The following is a 6125-nucleotide window of genomic DNA, read 5'->3' as shown; positions in this document are numbered from 1 at the left end:
GTTCCGAATGGTGGTGCCGTCGCGGCCGTCTTCGACGCGGATAGCGGCGCCACGGCCGCCTGTTCCTGTGATCGACACGTTCTCAATCGTGAATCCGCCATCACTGTTCTTCAGCAGAATCGGATAGATATCGGCGTCGGTCACCGAGATACGACAGTCGCGAACCGTTGTTCCGTCTCCGTGACTGCTTTCACCCGTAATGACTCCGGCGCCTTGACCAATCTCGTGAACGAACTCACAGCCTTCGATGAGGACGTCTTGCCCGTACTTGAGACGGATCGATCGAGTCTGGACAATATCGGTTCGATCGTTCCAGTGGCGGCGTGGAATCGGGTCCTTCCACGTGACAGTTTCGCCGTCGCGGGTATTCTCTTTGATTGAGACGATGTTTTTGACAGTGGAGCCGGCGCTTCCGACACGGACGTCACAATCGTTGTTGTTTTTGTACAGTCCCCCTTCTACGTGGACAGTTCCACCCTCTCCGACATCGGGATGGGCGGGATTAGACGCGTAGATGCCCTTGCTGGGGAAGTGCCAGATGTCGCAGTTGCGGATGTGGATCTCGCCGGCGTGTGGCGGTCCGACAAATATTCCGGTTGCCGATTGTCCTTCGACGGCGCCATCACGCATGTTAACGTTGTCTAGCGTCGCAACCCCATCCTTCGTGTGTGCTTCCACGCGATAACCGTCAACGTTCCCGGGTAGTTGTCCCTTCGTAGTGACATCGAATACGGAGATATCGCCGCTCTCAGCGATGAGTTGGATCCGTCCGCCAAAATCCGAACCACGGGTGAAATCCAGGTCGAACCCACCGAACAAGATGTTCGATCCTTGGATGTTGACGATGAGTTCGTGGTCTGTGAGTTCGGAGACGGGTTGGTCAGGAACCAATGTCGGCGTCGCCCCGTCAGCTGCGACGAGCCCGACGTTCGATACACCGTGTTTTGTGATCGATCCGATCCGGTGTCGGCCTCCCGGCAGGGTGACAAGCGTGTCGTCCGTCAGGTGCGATTCGATCGCGGTATCTATCGTTTCGTCACTATCTATATCTGCGATTACATCTTCGAGCTTGACGACTGTTTCGAATTCTTTATCTGAAAGTCGAGACGGCGTCGTCCGTGAAGGAGAAGTTTCCGTTTGGTCGGATTCAGAATCGAACAGCGAACAGCCGGCGAGAAAACTCATGACCCCGATCGATCCCGCCGCTTTCAACAGATTTCTGCGTTCCATTCCTCTGGTTTCAGATCATCGATGGCCTCTGAGGAAGACACACATCAATCTCACACATATCCTCGTTTCCGACGCGGCTTCTCAGGTATCCATCACGTCCCAAATCATTAATCCTGTTGATATCATAATCGACGGTCATAGTATCGTACACAATGGGCCGTTCAACAGCGCATTCCCCCGATCATCACCCAGCCCTACATATCTGTATAGTGACCGTCTCTCCCGTCTGGGGAGGCGAGTGCGGATTCGTCATGGACCCCAGTACACCTGGTATCCGTGTCGTGCTCCCGCAGACAGTCGACAAACAACCCCTTTGAACCACCATACCTGTTCGAAACAGCCGTCATAGCTTAGTTACAAAAGTTGTAATACGGCTAAATACATCGTAACCTGAGGGGTCAATCATTCTCTGAGCTGGTTAATCGAGCGGTATGCCACCCGCGCCGGTTTGATTGTCAATTTGCCACCAAGCGCGACAAGAAAATACAAATATGCCGACACTTCGGTCGGATGATACCGAATCGACCGGAGTAGGTACTTACGAGCGTCCCGCGCGTATCCGTGTCTAACTGCTGATTTTCCAAGTTCTAGCGACTGAGCAGCGACGAGTCGCCGTTCGTACTTCTTGCCGTACGTTGCTGCTAATGGCCGAAATGTCTCCAAGAACAGGGGGTACGCGGTGTCGCGTTTGACTTCAAAGTCGTCGCTGATCTGATCATGATCCGTCGACTGTCGGACGACTACAGGCTCGGAGACGACTGCGAAGTCGTACTCCGTAGAGAGCCGAAGGAGCCACTCACGGTCCTGCCAGCAGGGAAACCGCTCGTCGGGGCCGCCGACCGTTTCGTACGCCTCTGACCGTATCATTATCGCTGAGAAGGTCGACATAGTCGTTCCACAGAGAATAGACTTGGTAACGTCGCCTTCGAGCGTCGGACGGAAGACGCTCGTCACCTCACCGTCGGCGACGAATCGCTGTCCAGTGTAGACGACACCAACGTCCGGACCGGCATGCTCGAACGTCTCGACCTGCTTTTCGACCTTGCTTGGCAGCCAGTAGTCATCGTCGTCGAGGAACGCGATAAACTCGCCTTCCGACGCCTTGATTCCCGTGTTCCGGGCCGCGCTGGCCCCTCGGCTTTCCTCGTGGCGGATGCAGCGCAGCATCCGATCCTCCCCAACCGAGATATCGTGCAGTCGGGGTTCGATCGGGTCCGGTGAGTGATCATCGACGACGATGATCTCGATCGGACCGTAGCTCTGGCGATCGATCGATTCGACTGCGTCGACGAGGAACTCCGGACGGCCGTACGTCGGAAGAACGACACTGACGAGCCCGTTCGTGTGATTCCCGTTCATATGGCACCTCGGTCGCATGCCGAGTGCGATCGTACCCTTTCCTCGCCAGCAGGCAGGGTCGCCCCGATCGAGCGAACGTACAGACCGACGTGAGTAGCAGAGTGGGAACCAGTCATTAGGTGTGGGACGCTCGTTCAGCCGACGCGAAACGAGTTACCTCCGAAGCCAAGGTGAGGAGCGTGAACGCCTGCTTTGAGCTGTAGCCGGCACGGTCGTTCGCGACATCCTTGACGATAGTCGGCGAAAAATATCTCTTGACAGCCTGATCCGACAGTCGGCGGGAGAGGAGGCGGCCGGCGATATCGTCCTCGGAACGCGAGCTCTCGCTGTCATGAATTGTATCGACGATCCGTTCGAGACGTGGATAGCCGTCTATTAAGTCAAGTCCTCGCTGCACGGCGTAGTACATCGGCGAGTCGAGCGCATATCCGAAATCAGCGTGTTCGATCTCGGTGGCTGCTGGCCACAGTTCATTCAGGAATAGCCGGTAGAGGTGGTAGCCGGACTTCTGAGACGCGGGGACGTTCATCGCGTACTCGAAGAACTGTAGCCCGTAGAACGGGCTTGTGCTCCAGAAATAACCACGGTTGCGGTCCTCTCCTTCGAACAGCCAGTTTCGTCCCCTCTCGGCAACGAGGAAGTGAACGTATAGGTCGTTCCACTCCGATTCGGGATACGTTGAGATGACGGCAGCGATCTCCTCTCGGAGTGCCTGTTCCTCGACACCGGTCAGTTCCTTGACCGTCGTCGGTTTGAAGATGGCGTTCTTCGAGCAGACGTATGAGATGAACTCCCCGAGCGAACCGATGTTGGCGCTCGGCGTTAAGTCGGGAATCGCCTTATCACCGCCGTCACCCGTTACGTACGTTGTTCGGTGACCGTGTTCCTCGAGTAGACGCTCGAAGAACTGGATAATAAATCCCATTTGTACCGGGTTCAATCCCTCCTTCATCCGGAGCAGTTGGTTCACCTCGGTCTCTCCGAACGATTCCAGCGTATATGTCTTCCAGTTGAGTTCCGCCGCGTCCGCGACCTGACGGGCGATTTCAACATCGTCACTGGTGCGTCCGTCATCGTGCATGAACGTCGCCGCGACGAACGAGATGTCTCGCGCTTGGAAGCCGCCGGCGACAGCGCGCGAATCTAACCCCCCGCTGAGCGAAAGGAGCGTCCGCCTCCCCTGACGGGTCCTGCGGTCACAGGCATCGGTAAAGAGCGCCGCGAGGTTTTGGGCGTTCTCCGCGACAGACTTGTCGGCGTGTTGCTTCTCGCTGAAGTCGAACTCGTAATGGCGGGTACGCTCGGTTTCGCCGTCGCCGCCAACGACGATGTGCGTCCCGCCGACAAGTCGCTCAACGCCCTCCCATAGTGTCCGATCTCCCAGTGTGTACCCAAATAGCAGACTCTGTGCTAGCCCCATACGGTCAAACTCGTCGCTCTCTCCGTTGTCGATGACGAACCGCGGTTCCCGCGAGAGGACGAGCCCATTGGCATGGTCGTCACAATAGACGGGGAGTCGCCCGAAGGCATCGTTGACCACAGCTACGCGTCCGCTCTGGCGATCGATGCCGACGACGAGGAACTCTCCGTCCGTTCTCCGAATAAACTGGGTGACGTCGTCTGCTGTCGGGTCGAACAGCGCGGGCACCAGCGAGCGCAACCGCTCGCGCACGTCGTCGTCGTCGTAGCAGTACCCCTCGAAGTAAACGATGCACTCCTCCGTCTCCAGGGTGAAAACGGGGTATCCGAGGTAATACGTGTATCCGAGAAAGTGCTCGTGATCCGCGCTGACCGTTTCGTGCGCGTAGGTACTGAGATGTTCAAGTGAATTTAGGGAGTGACGCGGCGCCCCTCCTCCTAGATGCACGTCTAAACAAACGCCAGGCATATAATACGCGTCGAATAGAATGTAGATAGTTATTCAGCGCTTACAACTTGATCCGCTGAGGCGTAGTACCCGACTCAGTAGGTGGTTCAAAGGTGACGGAATCGAGTGGGGGGGAATGTTACTCGAAGTTCACATGTGCATTTCCGTTGATATTTAGCTGGATCAGATCGCCAGAAAACTGGTAGACGTCTATACCATCCCACACCGAGCCGACGGCTTCGCTTTCGTTGACGATGTCTTCGCGTTCATCCCACTCGTGGCCTTGTTCGGGAGCTGTACTGGCCTTGTCGTCGCGAACGAGTTCGCCGGTCACCTCGATGGCATACTCTGCACCCTCCTCAAGGATCCCTCCGTCAATGTTGAGGACGTTCGGGAGCGAACCCCCGAATTGAGCAGGATCGACTTCCTCTCCGTTGATGAAGAAGGTAGCGTCCGAACTGAGCTCGATATTCTGGATGTCACCACCGAACCAGAACCAGTGCTCGTCGCCCTCAGTGATGGTCCCCGAAACAGTGTTTGCGACCGAGGAGTCAACAATATTCCCGTTCGATCCGTCGACGATACCCTCGCTTGCGGTGATCGAGTAGTCCACGGAACCGTCTGTTACACGGATTGTACACGTATTCGAGAGCGTCTTCTCCGTGGTTTCGTCTTCCGAGGAATCCTCGTTGTCGGCCGGTTCGTCTCCCGATGAATCGGCGGTGTCGGTCGTGTCGTCGAATTGAGCGGGAGCGACTTCTTCTCCGTTGATGAAGAAGGTAGCGTCCGAACTGAGCTCGAGATTCTGGATGTCACCACCGAACCAGAACCAGTGCTCGTCGCCTTCAGTGATGGTCCCCGAAACAGTGTTTGCGACCGAGGAGTCAACAATATTCCCGTTCGATCCGTCGACGATACCGCCGCTCGCGGAGATCGTGTAATCTATGCTACTGTCGGCTACGCGGATCGTACACGTGTTCGAGAGCGTCTTCTCCGTGGTTTCGTCTTCCGAGGAATTTTCTCCGTCAGTCGTGTTGTCTTCAGAGGAATCCTCGTTGTCGGCCGGTTCGTCTCCCGATGAATCGGCGGTGTCGGTCGTGTCGTCGAACTGAGTCGGGTCGACCTCCTCCCCGTTAATGAAGAAGGTGGCGTCCGAACTGAGTCCGAGATTCTGAACGTCGCCGCCGAACCAGAACCAGTGTCCCTCGCCGTCAGAGACAGTCCCCGAAACAGTGTTTGCGACCGAGGAGTCAACAATATTCCCGTTCGATCCGTCTACGATGCCATCGCTGGTGGTGATCGAGTAGTCCACGGTACCGTCGGCTACGCGGATCGTACACGTGTTCGAGAGCGTTTTTCCCGTTCTATCGTCCCCGCTGTCCGGTGCACCAGAATCCATCTCATTGGGAAGTGGACAGCTATCCGTGTAGGTGAGGTCGCTCGTCTCAACACTCGCGTTCCTGTACTTGACGGCCTCACCGTCGACTTTGATGTTCGAGTCAGCTACGACGCAGTTGTCTGAGCCGATGATCTCGGCGCCACATTCACCAGAATCCGTGAAATTGATACAGCTGTTCCGAATGGTGGTGCCGTCGCGGCCGTCTTCGACGCGGATAGCGGCGCCACGGCCGCCTGTTCCTGTGATCGACACGTTCTCAATCGTGAATCC

4 protein-coding genes are annotated in these 6125 nt (G+C 56.5%); all 4 read right to left on the bottom strand.

Features of this window, described 5'->3' with window-relative positions; all coding sequences use genetic code 11:
• Window positions 1-1185 (bottom strand): right-handed parallel beta-helix repeat-containing protein (locus ESO89_RS18085; protein ID WP_164932841.1); only part of this gene is annotated, 1185 nt, incomplete at its 3' end.
• Between the two features lie 447 nt (window positions 1186-1632).
• Window positions 1633-2589, bottom strand: coding sequence for a glycosyltransferase family 2 protein (locus ESO89_RS18080; protein ID WP_128906783.1), 957 nt, complete (start codon window positions 2587-2589; stop codon window positions 1633-1635).
• 115 nt (window positions 2590-2704) lie between these two features.
• Entirely contained in the window at window positions 2705-4456 is a 1752-nt protein-coding gene (locus tag ESO89_RS18075) for an asparagine synthase-related protein (protein WP_164932840.1), read from the bottom strand.
• 139 nt (window positions 4457-4595) lie between these two features.
• A partial coding sequence (locus tag ESO89_RS18710; protein ID WP_164932839.1) for a hypothetical protein occupies window positions 4596-6125 on the bottom strand: 1530 nt, incomplete at its 5' end.

Source organism: Halorubrum amylolyticum, from assembly GCF_004114995.1.
Lineage (GTDB): Archaea > Halobacteriota > Halobacteria > Halobacteriales > Haloferacaceae > Halorubrum > Halorubrum amylolyticum.
The sequence above is the reverse complement of the archived record's forward strand: the minus strand, read 5'-3'. Positions and strand labels throughout refer to the sequence as shown.

Coding starts and splice junctions, on each gene's coding strand:
- ESO89_RS18080 (WP_128906783.1), bottom strand. CDS start 2,589: ATGAACGGGAATCACACGAACGGGCTCGTCAGTGTCGTTCTTCCGACG.